Genomic DNA, 21,528 nt, shown 5'->3' with positions numbered 1-21,528 from the left:
TGAGTAAATTATTCATTAATTGAAGTAAGGAAAACTTATGAGAAGAAGAAAAGCGCCCGTACGTGAGATCATGCCTGATCCGGTTTACGGAAGTAAAGTTTTAACTAAATTCATCAACAAAGTTATGCTTGATGGTAAAAAGAGTACTGCAGAGAAAATTCTGTACAGTGCATTAGATATCGTATCATCACGTGGTGAAACAAAAGGTATCGAAGTATTTAATGCAGCGATTGACAACGTCAAACCGGTGATCGAAGTTAAATCTCGCCGTGTTGGTGGGGCAACATACCAAGTTCCAGTAGAAGTTCGTCCTGTTCGTCAACTCTCTTTAGCTATCCGTTGGATCATTGACGCAGCGCGCAAGCGTAACGAGCGTACAATGGCAGAGCGCTTGGCAAATGAACTTATGGATGCGGCAACTGACAAAGGTTCAGCATTCAAGAAGAAAGAAGATACTTACCGTATGGCAGAAGCGAATAAAGCATTCGCTCACTACCGCTGGTAACAGTTACGTTTACACTTACCAGCAGGTAAGTGTTTTCGGAAAATGGATAACGGAAAGCGGAAAATAGATCACGGTCTGATTTCCGATTTCCGCTTCCCCATTTTCACATTTTAATACAGATAATAGGACATTAATTATGGCAAGATCTCATAAACTTGAAGATGTAAGAAACATCGGTATTGCTGCGCACATTGATGCCGGTAAGACAACAACAACAGAACGTATTCTTTTCTATACGGGTGTTGAGCACAAGATCGGTGAAGTTCACGACGGTGCAGCAACTATGGACTGGATGGAACAAGAACAAGAGCGCGGTATTACGATTACGTCTGCTGCAACAACATGTGAATGGTCTGGTAAACAGATCAACATTATCGATACTCCGGGCCACGTTGACTTCACGATCGAAGTTGAGCGTTCTATGCGTGTACTTGACGGTGCAGTCTCTGTATTCTGTGCGGTCGGTGGTGTTCAGCCGCAGTCTGAGACAGTATGGCGTCAACGTAACCGTTACGGCGTACCATCAATTGTTTTTGTTAACAAGATGGACCGTACGGGTGCTGATTTCTACGAAGTAGAGAACCAGATCCGTGACCGTTTGAAAGGTAACCCGGTTCCAATTCAGCTGCCAATCGGCGCTGAAGATAACTTCCAGGGTGTTGTAGACCTTGTGAAAATGAAAGCGATCGTTTGGGATCAAGATGCGGCGATGGGTTCTAACTATCACGTTGAAGAGATTCCTGCTGATATGCTTGACAAAGCTACTGAGTACCGCGAAAAGATGATCGAAGAGATCTCTTCTGTTGACGGTAACGAAGAGCTTATGGAAAAATTCCTAGAAGGCGAAGAAGTTTCTGAAGAAGAGATCGTTGCAGGTATCAAAGCAGCGACTATCGCTATGCACATCGTTCCGATGACAGCAGGTACTGCGTTTAAGAACAAAGGTGTTCAGACACTTCTTGACGCTGTTGTTGCTTACCTTCCTTCACCGGTTGAAGCTCCGGCGATCAAAGGTACGATGATGGATAATGAAGAAGAAGAGGTTACCGTACCATCGACTGATAACGGTGCATTCGCTTCATTGGCATTCAAGATCATGACGGATCCATTCGTAGGTCAATTGACATTTATCCGTGTTTACCGTGGTTCTCTTGAGTCTGGATCATATGTCCATAACTCGACTAAAGACAAGAAAGAGCGTATCGGTCGTATCATGAAGATGCACGCGATCAAACGTGAAGAAGTTAAAGAGATTTACGCTGGTGAGATCGGTGCGGTTGTTGGTCTTAAATCAACAACGACTGGTGATACACTGTGTGCACCGGAAGATAAAGTCGTACTAGAGCGTATGGACTTCCCGGAACCGGTTATCTCTGTTGCTGTTGAGCCTAAGACTAAAGCTGACCAGGAAAAAATGGGTATCGCACTTGGTAAACTTGCTGCAGAAGATCCATCTTTCCGTGTACACACTGATGAAGAGTCTGGCCAGACGATTATTTCGGGTATGGGTGAGCTACACCTTGAGATCCTTGTAGATCGTATGTTCCGCGAGTTCAAAGTTGAAGCGGAAGTTGGTGCGCCACAGGTTTCTTACCGTGAAACGATCAAAAAAGAAGTTAACCAAGAATACAAATATGCTAAGCAGTCTGGTGGACGCGGTCAGTTCGGACACGTATATCTTACGATCAAGCCGGGTGAACCAGGTACAGGTTATGTCTTCCACAATGAGATCAAAGGTGGTACGGTTCCTCGCGAATATATCCCGGCGGTTGAAAAAGGTTGTGAAGAGGCGATGCAAAACGGTGTTCTTGCCGGTTACCCTATCGAAGATGTCGATGTAACACTTTATGACGGTTCATACCACGATGTCGACTCGAATGAGATGGCATTTAAATTGGCTGCATCTATGGGATTCAAAGAGGGTGCAAGAAAAGCTGATCCAGCGATCCTTGAGCCGTTGATGAAAGTCGAAGTCGAAGTTCCAGAAGATTTCATGGGTGACGTTATCGGTGACCTTAACCGTCGTCGCGGTCAGGTTAACAACATGGGTGACCGTGCGGGCAACAAGATCGTTGATGCATTCGTACCGCTTTCTGAGATGTTCGGTTACTCGACTGACCTTCGTTCTGCGACTCAGGGACGTGCAACATATGCAATGGAATTCGATCACTACGAAGAAGTTCCACGCAACGTTGCCGAAGAGATCATCAAAAAACGTAACGGTTAATTCTTACAGCGTTTATGCGTCTGAGAGTTTGGCAATAGCCAGGCTCTTCTCTTTTATTTCCCCTTTTTTTTTAATTTTTGTGCCACTAACAGCTGATGGGATACGCTTCCAATAGCACTTCTGCTAAAAAACTCTTTCCGAAATAAAATCATTTTGAGTGCAGCAAATAGAATTCCTTCAACAATCATTGATTTTTGTTCCTATTAACACCAACTTTAACTATTTGGATGTAAAATATAAAATTAAAATATAATTATGGGCGTTGTAATGCAAAAATATCTATTCTCTCTCATCTTCTCCGTTGTTCTTTATGCCGAAAATCCGGTCTCTTTTGCAGCTCTGGGTGATGTCGTCTATAACGACATTGAAAAATTCGAGCAGTTAAAAGAGCTGGCGTCAATGTGTGATTACATACCGTTTATTGATACGTATATAGAAGAGGCCGAGCAGAGTAAAACAATGGGCTTTGCCGTAGATGCGAAGAAGCCATCGGTCAACGCAAAAGCCTATCTCAATAAGCTGCGGGCACTCTCTACAGAACACGATACCATCGTATCGGGCGCACGCGAGCGTTTTGAAGAAGCGATGCAGGATGAAGACGGAGAAACAGTGACAGCGATGATTACGATTGGCATCATCGATCCTCAAGCATACAACAGTCAACTGATCCAATATTATGAAGAGTTTTCTGAGGAACAAAACCTTACTGTCATTGAACCGCTCTACAGAGCGTATGAACGTACATTGACGGATGATCAGAATCGCACTCAAAGTGTTAATGCTGAAGCGTTGAGAAAAGAAGCGCTCCTTAAACGCATGCGCGCAACAGAGAAGGCCAGAAGCGAGGCCCTGGAACGTTCTGTCAGCGAAGAGAGGGAACGTGAAAAGAAGAAAGTAATGAACGAACAGAAAAAAGAGCTGGGAATGGAGTAGGGCGCATCATTGCGTTACACTTTTTCATACCATAGAGGTTCGTCACCTTCTTTGGGGCTGCCATCCAAAGTGAGGTAGGGTTTATAGTCTCCTTTATAGGCAAGGCTACGGCACTCTTTCACATAATATCCCATATAGATCCACTCCAGATGATTGGTCTTGGCGTATATGATCTGTCGCAGCATGGAATACTTTCCGAGGGAGAGATGCTGATAGTCCGGGTCATAATAGAAATAGATCGATGAGACCCCGTTTGGCAGTATATCGATGAGATCGACGGCTATGAGCTTATCACCATCAAAGTAGAGCACCTCATAGCCATACTCATTAAACCCGTTGACAAAAGACATGTAATAGTTTTTGATGTTGATCGGCTGCTGTTCCCAACCCCGTTTGTTGTGCATAAACTCATGATATTTTTCAAACAGTGCAATGTGGCTTTGGGATGCAGAAGGTCTGCGGATCAAGGTTTTAAGATGGGCATTTTTTTTGATGACACGTTTTTCAGATTTGGAAAAAACATACCCGTTGACATCGATCTTAATGCTTTCACAGGCACTGCACCCCGTACACATCGGACGAAAAAACATATTACCGAAGCGACGCCAGCCGCGTTCGATAAGCAGTTCATTGTACTCAATACTACACTTCTCTATGATTTTGTAGTGCGTGGTTTGTTCAAGGCCCGGAAGATAGGAGCACTGCTCGGATAGAGCACACTCTTTTAAGAGATGATTCATTGCGGAATATTGCCACAGCAGAGGTAAAACAGAGGTAAAGCAATAGATCAATGCTGCCATTCTAAGCAAGTGTAAAACAGCGATGATGACACTTTTTTCGCTGCTGCAGGTATATAAAAAATTCATTGTTTTTGAGCTATACTGCCGCCAAAATTCAAAAGGATGATAAATGGCTGCCTTGGCTACAGGTACTGTCCGATGGTTCAATGAGGTCAAAGGATACGGGTTTATTGAACAAGACAGCGGCGGAGAGGACCTTTTTGTCCATTTTCGCAATATCAATCTCAATAGCGATAAAAAACGTTACACGCTTAATGAGGGGCTGAGAGTCACATTTGAAGTATGTGAAGGGCCCAAAGGGTTGATGGCGCAAAATGTTGCGCCGATAGCGCAGGTCTAGCTGCGGCTTTGTGCGATAAGTACGCCTTCGAGCATTTTGTCGATGTCGCCGTCGAGGATGGCATTGACCTGTGAATAGGCTTCGTTAGAACGGGTGTCTTTAACCTGTTGATAGGGCTGCATGACATAAGAACGTATCTGATGTCCCCAGCCGATCTCACTCTTTTCGACTCCATCCAGTTCTGCCTGCTTCAGCGCCATCTGGTACTCATAAAGACGCGACTTCAGCATCTTCATCGCGGCCGCTTTGTTTTTGTGCTGTGAGCGGTCGTTTTGACACTGTACGACGATCCCGGTGTCGATATGGGTGATACGGATAGCCGACTCGGTCTTATTAACGTGTTGGCCGCCTGCACCCGAAGCGCGGTAGGTGTCGATGCGGATATCCTTGTCTTCGATAACGATATCGATGTCATCGTCGATCTCTGGTGAGACCATCACCGAAGCAAATGAGGTGTGGCGTTTGGCATTGGAGTCAAATGGGCTGATGCGGACAAGACGGTGTATACCGTTCTCGACTTTCAGGTAGCCGTAGGCATTCTCGCCGCGGATGATGATGGTCGCATCTTTGATGCCGGCCTCATCACCTGCCTGGTAATCCATCTTCTCCACTTTAAAGTCATGGCGCTCTGCCCAGCGGGTGTACATGCGAAGCAGTATCGATGCCCAATCCTGGGACTCGGTACCGCCGGCACCCGGGTGAATGGAGACGATGGCATTGTTAGCGTCTTGCGGGCCGCTGAGCAGCATCGAGACCTCCATGCTTTTTACCTGCTCATCCAGAGAATCGGCTTCGGCAAAGAGTGTCTCAATTGTCTCTTCGTCACCCTCCTCTTTGCCCATCTCGTAAAGATCTTCCGCATCTGTCAGGGCCGTTAGCGCTACATTGAACTTATCGAGTTTACGCTCGAGCTGGGTCTTCTCTTTTTGTACGTTGGCAGCATTGGCCGCATCGTTCCAAAAACCGTCAGAGTTTTCAAGGCGTTCAATCTCCTTGAGCTCCTCTCTGATCTTTTCCGGCTGGACAACACCGGCAATGTTATCCATTTTTGTATGTAAGGTTTTAAGCAGTTCACTGTATTCGTAGTGGTCCATAAATTGTCCAGTAATTCTTGATATAATTGCGTTTTATAGAAGTAGATTATAGTGTATAAGGGCTTAAAATATGAGGGTTGTTCATTCACCGTTGGAGTTGAAAAAACTGTTGAAAGAGGAGCAGGGAACGATCGGGTTCGTGCCGACGATGGGCGCGCTGCATCTAGGCCACCGGAGCCTTATCGAGGCGGCACGGGAGGCTAATGACCTTGTCGTTGTCTCGATCTTTGTCAACCCGACACAGTTTTTAGAAGGTGAAGATCTTGATGCCTACCCGCGCCGTGAAGAGGCAGACAAAAAAGTGTGCGAACTCAGCGGGGTCGATTACCTTTTCTACCCGGATGCAAGCGAGATGTACGGCGAGGACGAGGTGAGCCTCAATGCGCCCAGCGTACGCGGCTATATTATGGAGGGGAACTCCCGTCCCGGGCACTTTTCGGGTGTCCTGACCGTCGTCAATAAGCTGTTCAATATCGTCAATCCGACACGCGCCTATTTCGGTAAAAAAGATGCGCAGCAGTTGATGCTGATCGAGACGATGGTGGCAAATCTTTTTATGAACGTCGAGATCGTTCCGATGGCCACGCTGCGGGAGAAAGACGGTCTGGCGATGAGCTCGCGAAATGTGTATCTGAGCGAGCAAGAGCGGGAGGAGGCACTTAAGATCATCAAGTCCCTGCGTACTGCAACACAGATGGTGATGAAAAATGAATTGCATGTCTCCAGGATCAGAGAAGAGATGCTGGCTATTTTAGCGCCGCTGGATGTTGAGTATGTGACCATTGTGAACCGCTCTTTCGAACCGATTGAACATGTTGAGATAGGCAACACTATCATTCTTGTCGAGGCGATCAGCGGAACGACAAGATTACTGGATAATATTTGGATTTGATAGTATAAAATACAAGACCATTTTTGATAGCAAGTTGTGTTTTCTGAGATATTCTCAAATATGATCAAGATATTTTAGATATACGGTTTTACTCATAAGCTACAATGCTCTTTTTTCTCCATAACGCTTTATACCTCTTTATTTTGACAGGCTGTACTTACGGTACAGGATCCATACCGCATAGAAACTAGTGTATAAAAGGCTTATATTTCCATTAGGCGTTAAAGAGATTCTGATGTGTGTACCGAATTTCAGATCGGATTATGTTCAGGGCGTTATTTTTAAAGGGTCCTCCTGTTTATGCTGTTCATTTATTTTTAAGGAGGATGGATTTATACTGAAAATGATTGCATTTTCACAGCTATTATTCGGCCTGAAAGGATGGATTATGAAATCACGGTATATTTTGACAACGGTAGCGGTACTTGTAGCGATGATGTTCGCCTTAAGCGGATGTTCAAGCAGTGATAATAACAATGACAGCGAGAAGGTCGAAACGACCATTGACAGTGACGGTGGTGTCATAACGCTTTCATCAGGTTTTAGCGTGACTTTTCCGGAAGGAGCTGTTGATCAGCCTTTGTTGGTCAGTGTTGAAGAAACAAAACTGCCTGCGCCACTGCCGGGAATTATTACGGCTTCATCACCTGTGTATAAAATTGATGCAAATAACATTAAGCTTGCCGTGCCGGCAACGATCACTTTCCCGGCAACAGGAATCGACCCCTCTACGCAAGAAGGAGAGGTTGGTATCTATCGATGGGACGGCGGTCAGTGGACGTTTGTTGGCGGCGGTCTGAAGGAGAATGCCGTCACAACTTCAGTGGACAGCTTTTCGGTTTTTATCATCGGTACCGGTCGGGCTTTGCATTTTCCGGTCGAATTTGAACCCCATTTCAATACCTATGATCCGATAGTCAAACCCTATCGGTATATTCTCGCCCATCCTGATCTGGATGCTCCGATTGCGGCGAACAAGGCAGTAGCCGTTCTCGCGCCGCCGTTTGATTATCCGACGGCAAGAATGTACCTGCCGCAGGGAAGTTATACATTCTGTATGGAGTGGATCCAAGACACTATTGACGGACCAAAGCGTTATTTTGGTTTCCTTGGATCGTTGCCTTCCAGTCCGGCCGTCAGTTTGAACGAGAATTCATCGTATGTCGCACCGGCATATGTATTATTGTACGACAATATAGACGGGGAAGGCCGATGTCCTGTGCCCCAGGCCTGGGTTGAAGGCGAAATTTCTGTTGATGATGCGCAGGAATCCGATTTTGTCGGCACCTATAACGCGCTGGACCCCAACCGGACGAGTGCCGCATATCGGGCTATATTTACGTTCAACATTGACGGGACATTCACGGGAACCGAATGGATCGACGGGGTGCAGGGAACATTTAGCGGTGAATGGTCTTATGATGCTTCAACGCATATATTCAGCTTTGCAGTACCTGGCGGCGGGGCATTTTCCGGCGAGGTTGTCGGAAGTATCACAAACTTCATTATCGGGGGAACCTGGAATAACGGTAGTGCCGGCCAACTTCAGCTCTACCGATAGATCTCTTGGGCAGCCATTATTCTATGAATGAATCAGAGTTTCGCTCTGGTTTGTTGTGCATCAGAATCACTCTTGACTTTCTCCCTAATGTTTTGATGGCGGAAAGGGAAGGGCGTAATGTACCAACTATCGCATTTAGAAGTTAACAGTGAGAAGACGGTTACATCTGCTGCTGTACTTCTGATTAGTACTCCATACATCTGAATTTTGAATAGAAACAGCAGACAGCGTTATTAAGATGATTTTGCAGAGAGTGTACAGGAAAAAAACGCATCTAAATATTAGATGAAATTTTATTTATCACATTTAGGTTTCAGTAATCCCTCTTCTATCAGCAGTTCCACCGTTTCTCTAAAAACAGGTGCCGCGCTCTGCGCAGCAAAGCGGTAAGCGATTTTTGGGCGTATGACGGTGACACCGATCGTGTAGTTGTGGGCGCTATCATTGGCGAACCCGATAAAGGAGGTGTTGTACTTCTGTTGGTAGTGGCCGCGCTCGGAGATCTGTGCCGTACCTGTTTTACCGCCGATCTCGATGCCGTCGACCAGGGCCTTCTGCCCGGTCCCCTCTACGGCTGTTTTGACAAGAATACGCTTAATGCGTTCCGCCGTTTCGGGGTTAAGCAGTTGCATAGGCTCTTCCTGTTCCAGAGGGATACTGCGCCCAGTTTCATCAATATACTCCTGGGTCAAACGCGGTGTGACCATACGCCCGCTATTGTTGAAGACGTTGTAGGCTTTAAGCAGCTGGATGAGGTTGGCCCGCACGGCATACCCATACGAAGCACTGGCTTTGTAGGTCTCGGAGTCGAGTTGACGCATGGTCGGGATCTTGCCGAGGTACTCATTGGTCAGATCGATGCCCGAGGGTTGTGTGAACCCGAAATCGAGCAGGCCTTGATGATAGTCACTTGCATTGAGTCGCTGGGCAAGTTGTGCGATCCCGATATTGGAGGAGTGCACGATGACGTTCTCGGCACTCATGTAGTGCATTTTATGCTCATCGGTGATGATGCGTTTGCCGATTTTAAATCGGCCGTTATGGGTATTGACCACTTCGAAAGGGTTGACAAGCTTGTGTTTCATCAATAGGGCAAAAATAATGGGTTTTAAGACCGAACCCGGCTCAAAACTGTATTCGACGGCATGTACCTGAAGGGAGGGAATGTCTTCGGGTTGGATATCTTTGGGTTTAAAACGGTTTGATGTGGCCAGAACGCGCATCCTGCCTGTCTCCGACTCCATGACGGTGACGATGATCTGTCTTGCACCCATCTTCTCCTGCATCTTGTCGCACATCCGTTCGACGCGAGACTGGAGGGTGACCGGGATGGTGAGTTTGACATCAAGTCCGTTGAGCGCGTATTTGGTGTGGCTCTCTTTGTTGAGGATCATATAACCGTTGACGTCACGCGGACCGCGCTGCAGACCATCCTGACGGGGGGAAAGATCATCATTGTACTTGCGTTCGATCCCTTTCATACCGTGCGAACGGGTATAGCCGTGGTCTTCATGCTTTTTGGGGTAACCGATCACCGGGGTAAGGAGATCGCCATAGGGATAGATCCTCGCCTCACCGCTTTCGATAATGTCAAGACCTTGCAAAATATGGCGGCCGTTTGGCGTTTGGTACTCTTGAAAGACATTGAGGCGGCGCAGTTCAAAAGCGAGGGATTTGAGGTACTGCGCGCGTTGTTCGGAGATGCTGTAACTGAGTGTCACAGCTCCTTTTCTGCGGCGGATCTTTCTGCGGATCGTCTCGGCAGGAATATTGCTGTAGATCGAGAAAAGTTGGATAAAAAGTTCTTTTTTATCGGGATCAAGATTTTTGGTGTTGATCATCGCCTTGTAGACTTTTTTGCTGATAGCAAGATGGAAGCCATCGGCGCTGATGATACTGCTGCGTTCCGCTTTTGTCGTGTCTGAAATAAAACGCGAAGGCAGGTCACGCGGTTTGACGGCGGTATAGAACATGGTGCTCAGAAAGATCAAAAAGCCGATAACGAGAAAAATAAATAACAGCAGGACCTTGGAGGCTTTTTTATCGTCGTCTACCATCTGGGAATTTGGCCTTATTTGTGAATGCAAAAATATATCGAGAATAACTTTATAAAGGGGTTATAGCGATGTCTATCCGCTCACGATTGTTTAGGGCTTTATGTTATAGTTAGGTCAGCAACAGAAGGAGTTGATAGATGCGCCTGCTTTTAACCTTTTTAGTGTCGGTTACAGTGCTCTGCGGCACCGAACTGGAATTTGACAAGGTTTACAGCGGGCCGAAGAAACTGACTGTCTCTTCTTTGGGCGCAAGCATGGGGCTGCCTCCGCACTGGAATGCCGTCGCGAAACAAGGCGAAGGGCTGCTGCTGTTTCAAGACGACACCAATGACACGATCGTTATGCGTTCAAAAACGATGAACAGTGTCGAGGCGATCCGTTATCTGAATGAGGTGCATTATCTTGGCGATGATCGCAGGATCTTCCCGCAGGAACACATCATGAAAGTCAGCTCGCGCATTTATCGCCGAAACTATAGTCCTTCCGGCGCTCAGCATAAGAGATCGGTTTTGGTCTATATTATTTTGGGGCCGCAGGAGAGGGCGGTAGCGATAACAGCGGATTATGACGTTTCCAAGGACAGTGCGTTCAAGGTACTCACCATGAATATCGCGCAAGCGCTCGTATTTATACCGACAAGACAGCTGCAAAACGCTCTGGACGATCTGGAGATGCGTCTAAAAGGTGCCCATATCGTTTATGTCAAAGATGCCGGTACTTATGATGAAAAACGTGAACTTTGGCTCTGCTCAGACCGACGATACCTACTGAAAGAGGAGCATACGCTTGAAGGAGGGATGTCGCGGATACAAGAGCAAAAAAGCGGAACCTGGTCTGTCGAGTCCTCGCGTCTGATCCTTCAGGGAAATAATGGGCAGGAGCAGACAATCGACATCACACGTGAAGACAAGGCCCTGTTATTTGACGGTCACCGCAGTTATGAACTTGCGAACCATCACTGCAGGTAAGATTTGCAAGATGAGGCCTCTAGTTTAAACCCAAAACGCTAAAATATCAACACAAATTTTCATCGTGGAACATAATGGCTGATCGACAACTTTTTATCTTGACATCACTGCTTATCGGCATCAGTATTATCTTCACCTATTCTCTCTCGAGTTATGTCGTTGTCTTGTTCGACTACAGCGATTTTCATTTTGTGATTCGCCAGTTTGCCTTTGGGCTGCTCTCGATTCTCATCATGTGGTCGCTGGCGCAGTTGAACCCCGATATATGGCTGGCACGTCTCGGGTTTGCACTCTTTTTCGGGGCACTTTTTTTGATGATCGCTATGCCGTTCATGCCGGCAAGTCTCGTTAGCGAAGTGGGCGGGGCGAAACGGTGGATCAAGGTGGCAGGCTTCTCTTTGGCGCCGGTGGAGTTTTTCAAGATCGGTTTTGTCTATTTCCTGGCGTGGAGCTTTTCGCGAAAGATGGGGCATCACGGCGGTATGGGGCTTAAAGAGGAGTTCTCGCGCTTTGCGCCGTATGCCGTTTTCTTCGTTGTTGTCATGGTGCTGATCGCGGTGCTGCAGAAAGATCTTGGACAGGTCGTTGTCCTGAGCATGGCACTGCTGTTTATGCTGATGTTCGCAGGAAGCAGTTTTAAGTTTTTTATCACCCTTTTGGGGAGCGCATCGGCTTTTTTCCTTATCTTTATCTTTACGGCAGAGCACAGGATAATGCGGATCAAGTCCTGGTGGTCTCTGGCGCAAAACCAGATACTCGCTTTTTTCCCCGAGTCCATTGCTTCGAAATTACGGATCGAGAGCTACTCCGAGCCATACCAGATCTCGCATTCGCTCAACGCGATCCATAACGGCGGGCTCTTCGGTTCGGGACTGGCCAACGGAACCTTCAAGCTGGGCTTTTTGTCCGAGGTCCATACCGACTTTGTGTTGGCCGGCATTGCAGAGGAGTTCGGTTTCCTTGGCGTACTGCTGGTGACGATCATCTTCTTGGCTATTTTGCAGCGCATCTTCAGGGTCGCCAACCGTACCCAAGATGAAAAAAGCTATCTGTTCAGTATGGGCATCGGTCTGCTGATCGCGTTCACCTTTTTGATCAACGCGTACGGCATCAGCGGCCTGACGCCGATCAAGGGGATCTCCGTACCGTTTTTGAGCTACGGCGGTTCAGCGATGATCGCCGCATCTGTCGGCATAGGCATGGTCCTGATGGCCTCACGAAAAGTAAAATTGAAACGTTAGGAATACAATGAGAGTAGCGATTACAGGCGGCGGAACAGGCGGTCATCTGGCCATTGCGGCAGCACTGCTTGAAGCCCTGAAACAAAAAGGGCATGAGGCGATCTATATCGGTTCGGTCTCAGGCCAGGACCGGGCCTGGTTTGGTGAGGAAACACGTTTTGAAAAACGCTTTTTTCTCGATACAAGCGGTGTGGTCAACCGTCGATACATAGGCAAGTTGTGGGCATTGTGGAAGATATTCCGCGCGGTGTTAAAGTCGCGCAGCATCTTAAAAAATGAGAAGATCGATGCCGTGGTCTCGGTCGGCGGTTATTCGGCTGCGGCGGCCACCTTTGGTGCCTATACCAAACATATTCCCTTTTTTATTCACGAACAAAACGCGGTGATGGGACGGCTTAACGCCATGATGAAACCCTATGCCCGTGCTTTTTACAGCTCCTACGATGAAAAATCACCTGTAAAAGGCTACCCCGTGCGTGATCTCTTTTTTGAGACGGCGCATCTGCGTAAAAAGATCAATACGGTCATCTTTCTGGGCGGTTCGCAAGGGGCGAAGTTCATCAATGATCTGGCGCTGGAGACATCCGCCGCCTGCATTGCCAAAGGGATCAAGGTCATTCACCAATGCGGCGAAAGAGATTATGAACGGGTCAAAAAAGCGTATGAAGAGCAGAAGCTCGAAGTCGAACTGTACAGTTTCACAAAAGAGCTTCCGGCCTTGATAGAACGCGCGGACCTGGCAGTCAGCCGTGCAGGTGCCAGTACGCTTTGGGAACTTGCGGCGAACGGGCTGCCGGCACTCTTTGTGCCGTACCCGTATGCGGCAGGGGACCATCAATACCACAATGCGCTCTTTTTGGTTGAGAAAGCGTTGGCGTGGTCCTATCGGGAGAGCCCTTCGTATGCGCGTAACCTCTTGGCTCTTTTGGATGATGACCTCGAAGAGAAGAGTCGTGGCTTGATGAAACTCGGGAATAAAGGTGCCGCTGCGGCAATTATTGATGATATAGAGGAGCGTTTGGATGTTAGCTGATCTTGCCCAGTGGCTTGTACAAAATATATTGGATATGGGCTATCTAGGCATCTTTCTTCTGATGATGATCGAAAGCTCTTTTATCCCTTTTCCGAGCGAGATCGTCTTGATACCTGCCGGCTATCTGGCCCAGCAGGGTGAGATGAATATCGTTATTGTTTTTGTAGTCGCACTGTTTGGCTCACTGAGCGGTGCCTTTATCAACTACTTTGGCGCATTCATCATCGGCAGGCGCTTGTTGCTGAAATTCGGAAAATATATCTTTATCCCAAGCAGTACGATGGATAAGATGGATAACTTCTTTCAAAAGCATGGCCCCATCTCAACATTTACAGGCCGTTTGATTCCGGGGATACGTCAGCTTATCTCGATTCCGGCAGGCCTTTCCCAGATGCCGCTGCTGTCTTTTAGTCTTTACACTGCATTGGGGGCGGGTATCTGGAGTTTGATCCTGATCATGCTGGGGTATTTCTTGGGTCAGAACATAGAGTTGGTGGAAACCTATCTGCATCAGATCACAATTGCTGTTCTGGGAGCGTTGGTTGTGCTTGTATTTGTTTATATTCGTCGTTTAAAAAACGGAAATAATCAGAACTGACGGTTTTTTAGCTTTTTTTCATGTATTAATCTCTATACTTCTTGTAAAAATATCATATAAGGATTTTTTATGATAGAGACGATACAGACTGTTGAAAAACAATTCAGAACCATCGATGCTATGGTCAATACGCAATCGTATGGAATGCAGTTGAAAGACCCGAGTTTTATTGAAGAGCTTTCCATCGTCGTTGAAGAGGCGTACGTATGCCTTAATGACGGGATGTGCGAAGAGATAAAAGTGTGTCATACCTGTAGTTATCAACGCAACTATCTGCGTAATATTATGGCTTTGTTAAGTGAGATCGAGGGTGGCGGCAGTATTTCAAGTACCGTCAAACGGGAGCTTTTTACTTTTCCTGAGAAGATCAGTGAGGTATTGGTACGTATAGAACAGGCGCTCAAAGAGCTCAAAGGCTAGTCTATAAACTTAATGTTCTAAAGCCAACTCTTACATCTTTTAGAATATTTAGCCCTATTACAGCATCCAGAAGTTATACTTCTGGCAAAATATTTGATTATAAAGGAGACCTATGCCAAGTATTCCAGGCGGGTTCGAACTTATTTTAATCCTTGCAGTCGTACTGCTCCTTTTTGGAGGCAAGAAGATCCCTCAACTTGCAAAAGGGTTGGGTGAAGGTATACGTAACTTCAAAAAATCGGTTAAAGATGATGAGCCGGAGGTCGCAAAGAACGACTCGGTTGAGGAGCCTAAAAAAGTAGAGGCTTCAGAAGAAGGTGCAAGTAAAGAAGCACCTAAAGAAACAAAACAAGCATAATCATTGAAACAACGTGTTGCAGCGCTCCTTAGAGAGCAGTTTGATCGAGATGTTGTTTTAGAGAAGCCGAAAGATCGTTCTTTTGGCCACTTCGCAACACCAGTCGCATTTTCCCTAGCCAAAGAATTCCGCAAATCACCGATGGCCATTGCCGATGAACTGGCCTCTTCGTTTGGCGAAGACCCGATGTTCTCGGCGGTTGAATCGGTAAAGGGCTACATTAACCTACGTCTCTCCGAGTCATTTCTGGATGAGTACGCTTCATGGGCGCTTGAGAACGAAGAGCAGTTCGGTTCTGTCAATGCCAATGAGAAGATCCTGCTGGAGTTCGTCAGTGCCAACCCGACAGGCCCGTTACATATCGGCCACGCACGCGGTGCGGTCTACGGTGACACACTGTTGCGTTTAGGGCGTAAGCTCGGTTTTGATATCACTGCCGAGTACTATGTCAACGATGCCGGTAACCAGATCGATCTTCTGGGGCTCTCTATTCAACTTGAGGGACGTTCCTCCATCCTCAATGAAGAGGTCGAATACCCTGAGAGCTTCTATCGCGGCGAGTATATGACAGACCTTGCAAAGGAAGCGGTAGCGGTTTTCGGAACAGAGATCTTTCATGACGAGAACCGTCAGAAAGAGCTGGCGCTCTGGGCAAAAGACAAGGTGATGGAGATCATCATTAAGGATCTTGCCGATGCGAACATCCATTTCGATACCTTTGTCTCCGAAGCGTCACTTTACAAAGAGTGGGATCGTGTCATGGCCAAGATGGCCGGGGGTGTCTACCATCTCGAAGATAAGATCTGGCTCCGTTCAACCGATTACGACGATGCGAAAGACCGTGTCGTTGTGCGCGAAGACGGCCGTCCGACCTATCTGGCCGGCGATATCATCTACCATAACCAGAAGTTCGAGCGCGGTTACGACCACCACATCAATATCTGGGGTGCCGACCACCACGGCTATATCCCCCGGGTAAAGGCTGCAGCCGAGTTCCTGGGCCATGACAGCAGCAAACTCGAAGTACAGCTCTCGCAGATGGTCAGCCTGCTCAAAGACGGCGAGCCGTACAAGATGAGCAAACGGGCGGGCAACGTCATACTGATGAGCGATATCATCGAAGAGATCGGTTCCGATGCCCTTCGTTTTATTTTCGCGAGCAAAAAGAGCGACACGCCGCTCGAGTTCGATGTCGAAGAGCTCAAAAAAGAGGACAGTTCGAACCCGATCTACTATATCAACTACGCGCATGCGCGTATTCAGACGATACTCGGCAAGAGTGAACTCTCGAGAGATGAGATCATGGCGAGTGATCTCAAAGGACTCAACGAGGATGCCGACGGGCTCCTTTTCGAGGCTCTTTTGTTGCCGGAAGTGATCGAAGACGCGTTTATGACGCGCCAGGTCCAGAAACTGCCGGAGTACCTCAAGTCACTTGCGGCAAGACTGCACAAATTTTACTACGACTACCGCATCATCGGCGAAAAAGACGAGGCGAAGATGCTCAAGCTTTTCCTTGTCGTCGCACTCTCACTGCGTACCGGTCTCTCCCTGCTGGGCATCACCGCAAAAGATAGGATGTGAGTTCGCGATAAGAAAAGCCAATTTCTTGGCTTTTCAGCGAACGAAACCAGAGTCGATGTGCGAAGCACCGACGCCGGCTTGAACATCAATAGAAACAAAGGCAAATAGCCTTTGGAACAAATTTAGGTGGCGAACCCGAAGTCGGTGTGTTCACGAAAGTGAATACCGACGAAGGGAGAGCTCCATTAAAGCCAATTTCTTGGCTTTTCAGCGAACGAAACCAGAGTCGATGTGCGAAGCACCGACGCCGGCTTGAACATCAATAGAAACAAAGGCAAATAGCCTTTGGAACAAATTTAGGTGGCGAACCCGAAGTCGATGTGTTCACGAAAGTGAATACCGACGCCGGAGACTTTATAAAAAGCCAACTCTCCTTTTTTATTTGAAAACCCACCATTTTCAGTAAACCGTTTATACGCTAGAATGGTTGTATGAAGCGCATAATCCTTTCAATTTTTCTTTTGTTGATGTCTTTGAAAGCAGATGAGTGTGCAGAGATGAAGCGCTCTTTTGAAAAAGAGGAGTCTGCCTACGATACGGTAGCAAGCATCGCTGTAGCCGGCAATGAAGCCTATGCAATTATCGGAAAATTTGTCAAAGAAGGGGAACTGTTATTACAAAGATGTCCGGACCTCTATTCCCTGGACCGTCAATATACACTCAAACGCAAACTCAAAACGGCAAAACAGAATCGTAAGAGCTATGACGTGTTTACCCAGTCAGAGGTTAGCAGTTATGCGTTCAGGCACCCTGAAGAGATCATTGTCTATAAATGGGGCACGATAAGGCCGGTACCGTGAAACGGGTAGCGATCGCAGCGGGACTGCTGTTACTGATGCTTGACAGTGCTCTTGCGGCAACGGATTGCGAGGCGTATGAAGAGGCCTATGCTACGGCAAAGTACAGAATGGAGGAGATCGGCGGCAGCTCTTACCGGGAACGCTATGACCTGGTCAATGATCTCATCGATGCGGCAATCGTCTATCTGGCATACTGCAAAGAGCAGATCTCTTTGGATGAGCAATACCAGATCCGGCAGGTGATCAAAAAAGGGGACCGGAAGCGTAGAGCATATTTTAGAGGAGCGGTCAGGGAGTATCATGTGCTCTACGGTATTCGTCCCAATGTTAGTGAGATATACCAGGACGGCAGCGGCGAAAATGGCGGAGGCAGCCCGTCGAAAGAACGTTCAGCACCACAATCGCCACCGCGTTTCCCTCCGGTTCAGCAACCGATGATGCCGCCTGTGGAACATTAAAAGTTAGCTTCGTTATAATATCGGCCTCTTTTCTCCTCATCGCTTAACTGGATAAAGCAGGGCCCTCCTAAGGCCTAGCTCGAGGTTCGAGTCCTCGTGGGGAGACCATCTACTACAAAATCCCACAAACCCTTAAATTTATAACAGTTGATTACTGAATGCTGTGTTCATCATTCAAGCCGAAAATATCGCTGCGTTCGATGGCATCTTCCTGAAAATATTCGATGCGTTCTTCCGCTACTTCGAGGTTGTCCGAACGGGCGATATGGAAAACAGCATCCCCCTCCTGAACAAGAGGAATCTGGCTTTTACCGATGATGATACCGTCAAACAGTGATCGCATCTCGATACTCTTCTCGCCGAGCGGCTCATCGATAAATGCGATGATTTCATCTTTTTTGACCGAATCGCCAAGCCCTTTGACCGTCCGCAGCATCCCGCCTTCTGTTGCCCGTATCCAGCTGCTCTGTTTAAAGATCAAAGGATTGCGGTAGCGCTTTTTTACCCTCGGCGGAAGCATTCCCAGTGATTGAAGGACATTGATGATACCTTTGACCCCTATCTTGATGGAGGTGTCGTCAAAACGCAGCGCTTCACCTGCTTCGTAGAGCAGAATAGGGACGCCGTACTCCTGGGCCTCAGCCCGAAGTGAGCCGTCTCTGAGCTCAGAGTGGAGAATGACCGGTGCTTCAAACGCTTTGGCCAGTTCCAGGGTCTGCTCATTGTTGATGTTCGTACGTATCTGCGGCAGGTTCGAACGGTGAATGGCTCCGGTATGCAGGTCGATGCCGAAATTGCATTTTTTGGTGATCTCGTCAAAAAAGATTTTTGCTATACGGGCGGCAAGGGAACCTTTGGTCGAGCCGGGGAAACTGCGGTTCAAGTCTCTGCGGTCAGGCAGGTATCTGGTCAGTGTATTGAGGCCGTAAACATTGACGACAGGGACAAGAATGAGGGTGCCTTTGATTTTTTTCAAAATGGAAAGCTGTTTTAACCGTCTGATAATCTCGATGCCATTGAGCTCATCGCCATGAATGGCAGCACTCACAAAGACCGTCGGTCCTGCTCTTTTGCCGCGAATTACCTGAACAGAGATCACCGCAGGAAGATTGTAGAGTTTTGGCAGTTCGATTTCCAGATTGGTGGTCCTGCCTGCAGGAATATCAATACCGTTGATTTGAAACGTATTGTTAGACATAAGCTCTCTTTATTACGCGATGATTTTGCATCAGATATTGAACGATTTTAGTGTAGAATATTAGCATAGATTAGCACAAGGGATATCAAATCAAAAAGTTAACCATAGGGCGGAATGAGTATGTTTCGCTTCCTGACCTCGGCTTTAACGAAATCGATGCAAAAATTGATACGGGAGCCTATTCCTGTTCAATCCACTGTGACGAGATCCGTCTTAACGACGACGGAACGGTCCATTTCAGACTTCTAGATGATTCGCATCCCGACTACCACGAAAAAGATATTGTGATGCCGGTACATGAGATTAGGCATGTCAAAAGTTCCAACGGTACGGTGCAGGAACGCATATTTATCATGACGACGTTGGAACTTTTTAATCAACAATTTGAGACGGAACTCTCTTTGACGGACAGAGCAAGTATGAAGTATCCGATGCTCATCGGCAGAAAATTTCTCGAAGACCGTTTTATTGTTGATGTCTCTTTAACCTATCAATCCGCAAAAAATTAAAAGGCCTGCTCTATGAAAGTCTACATTCTATCAAGAAAATCAACCCTCTATTCGACTAAAAGACTCCATGAGTCGGCCAAATCAAGAGGCTGGGATGTCCGGGTCCTTGACTATCTGAAGTTCAGTATCGAGATCGCAAAAGGCGAACTGATGATCAACTATAACGGCGAAATGCTTGAGGCGCCCGATGCCATCATCCCCCGGATAGGGGCGAGCCGTACCTTTTACGGCACGGCAATGGTGCGTCACCTTGAGATGATGAATGCCTTCAGCGTTGCCGGCTCTCTGGCGATCTCGCGCTCGCGCGACAAATTGCGCAGTCTTCAGATCTTGTCAAAGGCCGGTGTCGATATGCCCAAGACCGTTTTTGCCTCGAACAAGTCAAATGCAAAAGATATCATCGAGCTCAGCGGCGGTACCCCGCTGGTACTAAAGATCCTTGAAGGGACGCAGGGTGTGGGGGTGGTTCTTGTCGAGACGCAGAAAGCGGCCAAATCGGTTTTGGACGCCTTCTACGGGATGGATGTCAACCTGTTGGTCCAGGAGTTCATCGAAGAGGCGGGCGGTGCGGATATCCGTGTGATCGTTGTTGACGGCGAAGTGGTCGGTTCGATGAAACGTCAGGGTGCCGAAGGCGATTTCCGTTCCAACCTTCACCAGGGTGGCAGCGCAACGCTTCACAAACTGACACGCAAAGAGAAATCGACGGCCGTCGCGGCAGCCAAAGCGATGGGGCTAGGCGTCTGCGGTGTGGACATGATCCTTTCCAAACGCGGTCCGCTTGTGATGGAGGTGAACTCCTCCCCCGGGCTGGAAGGGATTGAAAAGGCGACGGGTATTGATATCGCCGGTAAGATCATGGATTACATCGAACGAAATGTCGATACGAACGAACCGACGAAACGAAGACGTGTGAAAAAAGACAAGATCGGCGCTTAACTGCCGATCGTTTCATTGAATGCATAACGCTTTTACTGGCGTTCGGCCGATCGTGCGGCGCTTTTCAGGGCTCTTTCTTGCGTATCAGGACTTTTCCACTTTGCTGCGCCACAGATAGAAAATGGCCGAACTCATTAAGATCAAGGCGCCCATCAGCAAAACAGCATTCAGCGTTCCCGAGCTCCCTCCGGTGAAGGGGAGGCCGCTGGTATTCATGCCGAAGAAACCGACTGCCAGGTTCAACGGAAGGAAGACGGCTGAGATGATGGTAAGCGTGTAGATAAGCCTGTTCATCTTTTCGTTGGTGCGTATGTTGTAGAAGTTGTAGAGGTAGTCGAGCTTGGAGAGCTGCAGCGCGGCTGAGCGCATGGTACGGTCGATGTGTTCATACAGGTCGGCGTAGCTGTTGATAGGGAATCCCGGGGCCTCCTCATAGGCGTCGATTACTTCTTTCATGGTGTCCAAAGCCCGCACCAGGACCCGTTCGATACGCAATATGTCGCGTTTGAGACCAAGCCACTCTGTCATGAAGTCGTTCGAAGCCTTGTCAGTATAGAGCTTCTCTTCCATAGCTGCTATCAGGTCCTGGTACCGGGTGAACGATTTTAACATCTGGTCCGTCACCCTGTCGATCAGTCCGTACGGCCCTTCAAAACGTTCTTCGAGAAGTTTGAACCTTTTCTCCTCTTTGTCATAGAAGTAGCTTTTCTCCGGCGTGATCACGAAACCTAAAGAGATGACCTGAAGTTCCTTTCCGATGACCGGCAGGCGGACGATCAGCATGTTGTAGGTCTCATTCTCGTCAAATATCGAAGGGTGCAGTTCATTGCGCAGATCTTCAAGATGCAGCGTGTCGATCAGCTGTTCCAAGTGTTCCATGACCACCTCGTGTTAGTTGATCTCTTATTGTAGCAGAACGAGGTGTATTTGTATTCAAAAGGGTTACCTTCGAATCACGATATTACAGTTATCCTCTGTGGCTTTTTTGATATGATATAACTGTTATCTTTTAG

22 protein-coding genes and 1 tRNA gene are annotated in these 21,528 nt (G+C 47.6%); 18 read left to right on the top strand and 5 right to left on the bottom strand.

What is annotated here, in order from left to right:
- Nucleotides 1-37: 37 nt before the first annotated feature.
- The 3 genes from rpsG (at nucleotide 38) to WCY20_RS12000 (ending at nucleotide 3,665) form a co-directional block, all read left to right on the top strand.
- Entirely contained in the window at nucleotides 38-505 is a 468-nt protein-coding gene (rpsG, locus tag WCY20_RS12010) for a 30S ribosomal protein S7 (protein WP_345975440.1), read from the top strand.
- 136 nt (nucleotides 506-641) lie between these two features.
- A complete protein-coding gene (gene fusA, locus WCY20_RS12005; protein ID WP_345975438.1) occupies nucleotides 642-2,732 on the top strand; it encodes an elongation factor G in 2,091 nt (696 codons plus the stop codon).
- A gap of 267 nt (nucleotides 2,733-2,999) precedes the next feature.
- Nucleotides 3,000-3,665, top strand: a complete 666-nt coding sequence (locus WCY20_RS12000; protein ID WP_345975437.1) for a hypothetical protein — start codon at nucleotides 3,000-3,002, stop codon at nucleotides 3,663-3,665.
- A 14-nt stretch (nucleotides 3,666-3,679) separates the two neighbouring features.
- On the opposite strand, the gene WCY20_RS11995 is transcribed toward WCY20_RS12000, so the two are convergent.
- On the bottom strand, nucleotides 3,680-4,405 hold the full coding sequence (locus WCY20_RS11995; RefSeq protein ID WP_345975435.1) for an arginyltransferase: 726 nt from the start codon (nucleotides 4,403-4,405) through the stop codon (nucleotides 3,680-3,682).
- A gap of 169 nt (nucleotides 4,406-4,574) precedes the next feature.
- Here WCY20_RS11995 and WCY20_RS11990 point away from each other — a divergent pair, with 169 nt between their 5' ends.
- A complete protein-coding gene (locus WCY20_RS11990; protein WP_345975434.1) occupies nucleotides 4,575-4,805 on the top strand; it encodes a cold-shock protein in 231 nt (76 codons plus the stop codon).
- Here the strand turns inward: WCY20_RS11990 and prfB are convergent.
- Entirely contained in the window at nucleotides 4,802-5,899 is a 1,098-nt protein-coding gene (gene prfB / locus WCY20_RS11985) for a peptide chain release factor 2 (protein ID WP_345975432.1), read from the bottom strand. The genes WCY20_RS11990 and prfB overlap by 4 nt on opposite strands.
- A 70-nt stretch (nucleotides 5,900-5,969) precedes the next feature.
- Between prfB and panC the strand changes: the two genes are divergently transcribed.
- The gene (panC, locus tag WCY20_RS11980; protein ID WP_345975430.1) at nucleotides 5,970-6,791 is read left to right on the top strand and encodes a pantoate--beta-alanine ligase; all 822 of its coding nucleotides are present in this window, start codon (nucleotides 5,970-5,972) and stop codon (nucleotides 6,789-6,791) included.
- A gap of 388 nt (nucleotides 6,792-7,179) precedes the next feature.
- Entirely contained in the window at nucleotides 7,180-8,352 is a 1,173-nt protein-coding gene (locus tag WCY20_RS11975) for a hypothetical protein (RefSeq protein ID WP_345975428.1), read from the top strand.
- Nucleotides 8,353-8,645: 293 nt separating this feature from the next.
- Here the strand turns inward: WCY20_RS11975 and WCY20_RS11970 are convergent, their stop codons facing one another.
- Entirely contained in the window at nucleotides 8,646-10,409 is a 1,764-nt protein-coding gene (locus WCY20_RS11970) for a penicillin-binding protein 2 (RefSeq protein ID WP_345975426.1), read from the bottom strand.
- Nucleotides 10,410-10,546: 137 nt separating this feature from the next.
- Here WCY20_RS11970 and WCY20_RS11965 point away from each other — a divergent pair, with 137 nt between their 5' ends.
- The 10 genes from WCY20_RS11965 to WCY20_RS11920 all read left to right on the top strand — a co-directional run bounded on the left by WCY20_RS11965 (nucleotide 10,547) and on the right by WCY20_RS11920 (nucleotide 17,977).
- Nucleotides 10,547-11,377, top strand: coding sequence for a hypothetical protein (locus WCY20_RS11965; protein ID WP_345975424.1), 831 nt, complete (start codon nucleotides 10,547-10,549; stop codon nucleotides 11,375-11,377).
- A 74-nt stretch (nucleotides 11,378-11,451) separates the two neighbouring features.
- On the top strand, nucleotides 11,452-12,618 hold the full coding sequence (locus WCY20_RS11960; RefSeq protein ID WP_345975423.1) for an FtsW/RodA/SpoVE family cell cycle protein: 1,167 nt from the start codon (nucleotides 11,452-11,454) through the stop codon (nucleotides 12,616-12,618).
- 7 nt (nucleotides 12,619-12,625) lie between these two features.
- Entirely contained in the window at nucleotides 12,626-13,651 is a 1,026-nt protein-coding gene (locus tag WCY20_RS11955) for a UDP-N-acetylglucosamine--N-acetylmuramyl-(pentapeptide) pyrophosphoryl-undecaprenol N-acetylglucosamine transferase (RefSeq protein ID WP_345975421.1), read from the top strand.
- Nucleotides 13,641-14,249 carry a DedA family protein gene (locus WCY20_RS11950; RefSeq protein ID WP_345975419.1) on the top strand — a complete coding sequence of 203 codons (609 nt, stop codon included), beginning with the start codon at nucleotides 13,641-13,643 and terminating at the stop codon, nucleotides 14,247-14,249. The genes WCY20_RS11955 and WCY20_RS11950 overlap by 11 nt, the downstream gene beginning before the upstream one ends.
- 69 nt (nucleotides 14,250-14,318) lie before the next feature.
- A complete protein-coding gene (locus tag WCY20_RS11945) occupies nucleotides 14,319-14,669 on the top strand; it encodes a hypothetical protein (RefSeq protein WP_345975417.1) in 351 nt (116 codons plus the stop codon).
- 112 nt (nucleotides 14,670-14,781) lie between these two features.
- The gene (gene tatA, locus WCY20_RS11940) at nucleotides 14,782-15,027 is read left to right on the top strand and encodes a twin-arginine translocase TatA/TatE family subunit (RefSeq protein WP_345975416.1); all 246 of its coding nucleotides are present in this window, start codon (nucleotides 14,782-14,784) and stop codon (nucleotides 15,025-15,027) included.
- A 3-nt stretch (nucleotides 15,028-15,030) separates the two neighbouring features.
- Entirely contained in the window at nucleotides 15,031-16,611 is a 1,581-nt protein-coding gene (gene argS, locus WCY20_RS11935) for an arginine--tRNA ligase (protein WP_345975414.1), read from the top strand.
- A 431-nt stretch (nucleotides 16,612-17,042) separates the two neighbouring features.
- Nucleotides 17,043-17,411, top strand: a complete 369-nt coding sequence (locus WCY20_RS11930) for a hypothetical protein (RefSeq protein WP_345975412.1) — start codon at nucleotides 17,043-17,045, stop codon at nucleotides 17,409-17,411.
- A complete protein-coding gene (locus WCY20_RS11925; protein WP_345975410.1) occupies nucleotides 17,408-17,869 on the top strand; it encodes a hypothetical protein in 462 nt (153 codons plus the stop codon). The genes WCY20_RS11930 and WCY20_RS11925 overlap by 4 nt, the downstream gene beginning before the upstream one ends.
- 32 nt (nucleotides 17,870-17,901) lie before the next feature.
- Nucleotides 17,902-17,977 (top strand) — tRNA-Arg (locus tag WCY20_RS11920).
- Between the two features lie 43 nt (nucleotides 17,978-18,020).
- Here the strand turns inward: WCY20_RS11920 and WCY20_RS11915 are convergent.
- A complete protein-coding gene (locus tag WCY20_RS11915) occupies nucleotides 18,021-19,067 on the bottom strand; it encodes a succinylglutamate desuccinylase/aspartoacylase family protein (RefSeq protein ID WP_345975408.1) in 1,047 nt (348 codons plus the stop codon).
- Between the two features lie 89 nt (nucleotides 19,068-19,156).
- Here WCY20_RS11915 and WCY20_RS11910 point away from each other — a divergent pair, with 89 nt between their 5' ends.
- Together WCY20_RS11910 and rimK are read left to right on the top strand one after the other, a co-directional pair.
- Nucleotides 19,157-19,576, top strand: a complete 420-nt coding sequence (locus tag WCY20_RS11910; RefSeq protein ID WP_345978264.1) for a RimK/LysX family protein — start codon at nucleotides 19,157-19,159, stop codon at nucleotides 19,574-19,576.
- A gap of 12 nt (nucleotides 19,577-19,588) precedes the next feature.
- The gene (gene rimK / locus WCY20_RS11905; RefSeq protein ID WP_345975406.1) at nucleotides 19,589-20,515 is read left to right on the top strand and encodes a 30S ribosomal protein S6--L-glutamate ligase; all 927 of its coding nucleotides are present in this window, start codon (nucleotides 19,589-19,591) and stop codon (nucleotides 20,513-20,515) included.
- A gap of 84 nt (nucleotides 20,516-20,599) precedes the next feature.
- Here rimK and WCY20_RS11900 read toward each other — a convergent pair whose 3' ends face one another.
- A complete protein-coding gene (locus tag WCY20_RS11900) occupies nucleotides 20,600-21,394 on the bottom strand; it encodes a CorA family divalent cation transporter (RefSeq protein ID WP_345975404.1) in 795 nt (264 codons plus the stop codon).
- Nucleotides 21,395-21,528: the final 134 nt, after the last annotated feature.

Origin of the sequence: Sulfurimonas sp. HSL3-7 (genome assembly GCF_039645985.1) — a bacterium.
Taxonomy (GTDB): Bacteria; Campylobacterota; Campylobacteria; order Campylobacterales; family Sulfurimonadaceae; genus Sulfonitrofixus; species Sulfonitrofixus jiaomeiensis.
The sequence above is the reverse complement of the archived record's forward strand: the minus strand, read 5'-3'. Positions and strand labels throughout refer to the sequence as shown.

Bases quoted from the DNA above. Each gene is read 5' to 3' on its own strand.
- rimK (WP_345975406.1), top strand. From the start codon at position 19,589: ATGAAAGTCTACATTCTATCAAGAAAATCAACCCTCTATTCGACTAAA.
- WCY20_RS11930 (WP_345975412.1), top strand. From the start codon at position 17,043: ATGAAGCGCATAATCCTTTCAATTTTTCTTTTGTTGATGTCTTTGAAA.
- prfB (WP_345975432.1), bottom strand. From the start codon at position 5,899: ATGGACCACTACGAATACAGTGAACTGCTTAAAACCTTACATACAAAA.
- WCY20_RS11995 (WP_345975435.1), bottom strand. From the start codon at position 4,405: ATGAATCATCTCTTAAAAGAGTGTGCTCTATCCGAGCAGTGCTCCTAT.
- WCY20_RS11950 (WP_345975419.1), top strand. From the start codon at position 13,641: ATGTTAGCTGATCTTGCCCAGTGGCTTGTACAAAATATATTGGATATG.
- WCY20_RS11965 (WP_345975424.1), top strand. From the start codon at position 10,547: ATGCGCCTGCTTTTAACCTTTTTAGTGTCGGTTACAGTGCTCTGCGGC.
- WCY20_RS11990 (WP_345975434.1), top strand. From the start codon at position 4,575: ATGGCTGCCTTGGCTACAGGTACTGTCCGATGGTTCAATGAGGTCAAA.
- WCY20_RS11970 (WP_345975426.1), bottom strand. From the start codon at position 10,409: ATGGTAGACGACGATAAAAAAGCCTCCAAGGTCCTGCTGTTATTTATT.
- panC (WP_345975430.1), top strand. From the start codon at position 5,970: ATGAGGGTTGTTCATTCACCGTTGGAGTTGAAAAAACTGTTGAAAGAG.
- WCY20_RS11955 (WP_345975421.1), top strand. From the start codon at position 12,626: ATGAGAGTAGCGATTACAGGCGGCGGAACAGGCGGTCATCTGGCCATT.
- WCY20_RS11960 (WP_345975423.1), top strand. From the start codon at position 11,452: ATGGCTGATCGACAACTTTTTATCTTGACATCACTGCTTATCGGCATC.
- tatA (WP_345975416.1), top strand. From the start codon at position 14,782: ATGCCAAGTATTCCAGGCGGGTTCGAACTTATTTTAATCCTTGCAGTC.
- WCY20_RS11945 (WP_345975417.1), top strand. From the start codon at position 14,319: ATGATAGAGACGATACAGACTGTTGAAAAACAATTCAGAACCATCGAT.
- WCY20_RS11915 (WP_345975408.1), bottom strand. From the start codon at position 19,067: ATGTCTAACAATACGTTTCAAATCAACGGTATTGATATTCCTGCAGGC.
- WCY20_RS11975 (WP_345975428.1), top strand. From the start codon at position 7,180: ATGAAATCACGGTATATTTTGACAACGGTAGCGGTACTTGTAGCGATG.
- WCY20_RS12000 (WP_345975437.1), top strand. From the start codon at position 3,000: ATGCAAAAATATCTATTCTCTCTCATCTTCTCCGTTGTTCTTTATGCC.
- WCY20_RS11900 (WP_345975404.1), bottom strand. From the start codon at position 21,394: ATGGAACACTTGGAACAGCTGATCGACACGCTGCATCTTGAAGATCTG.
- rpsG (WP_345975440.1), top strand. From the start codon at position 38: ATGAGAAGAAGAAAAGCGCCCGTACGTGAGATCATGCCTGATCCGGTT.
- fusA (WP_345975438.1), top strand. From the start codon at position 642: ATGGCAAGATCTCATAAACTTGAAGATGTAAGAAACATCGGTATTGCT.